Source organism: Stenotrophomonas sp. STEN056 (assembly GCF_056759635.1).
Window position 1 is genome coordinate 1 of sequence record NZ_JBRRDL010000077.1, and the last position, 223, is coordinate 223.

Genomic DNA, 223 nt, shown 5'->3' on the forward strand with positions numbered 1-223 from the left:
ACAGCAGTGCGTTCGGTTTTGCCAACCTGGTGGACGGCGACAACGCCACGGCGATTGGCAGCAATGCGATGGCTTCGGGCCACTACAGTTTCGTCGCCGGTGACAGTGCGATTGCAGGCGCGGACTATGCGTTGGCAGCCGGTGCTTCCAGTGCTGCAAACGGTGAGCGCAGCGTGGCCATGGGTGCCGGCGCACAAGCTGATGCCGACAGCAGCATTGCCCT

The 223-nt window shown here is 63.2% G+C and carries 1 protein-coding gene; it reads left to right on the forward strand.

Annotation, left to right across the window (positions count from 1 at the left end; genetic code table 11):
- A partial coding sequence (locus tag ACVOLO_RS18070) for a hypothetical protein (RefSeq protein WP_481571705.1) occupies nt 1-223 on the forward strand: 223 nt, incomplete at both ends.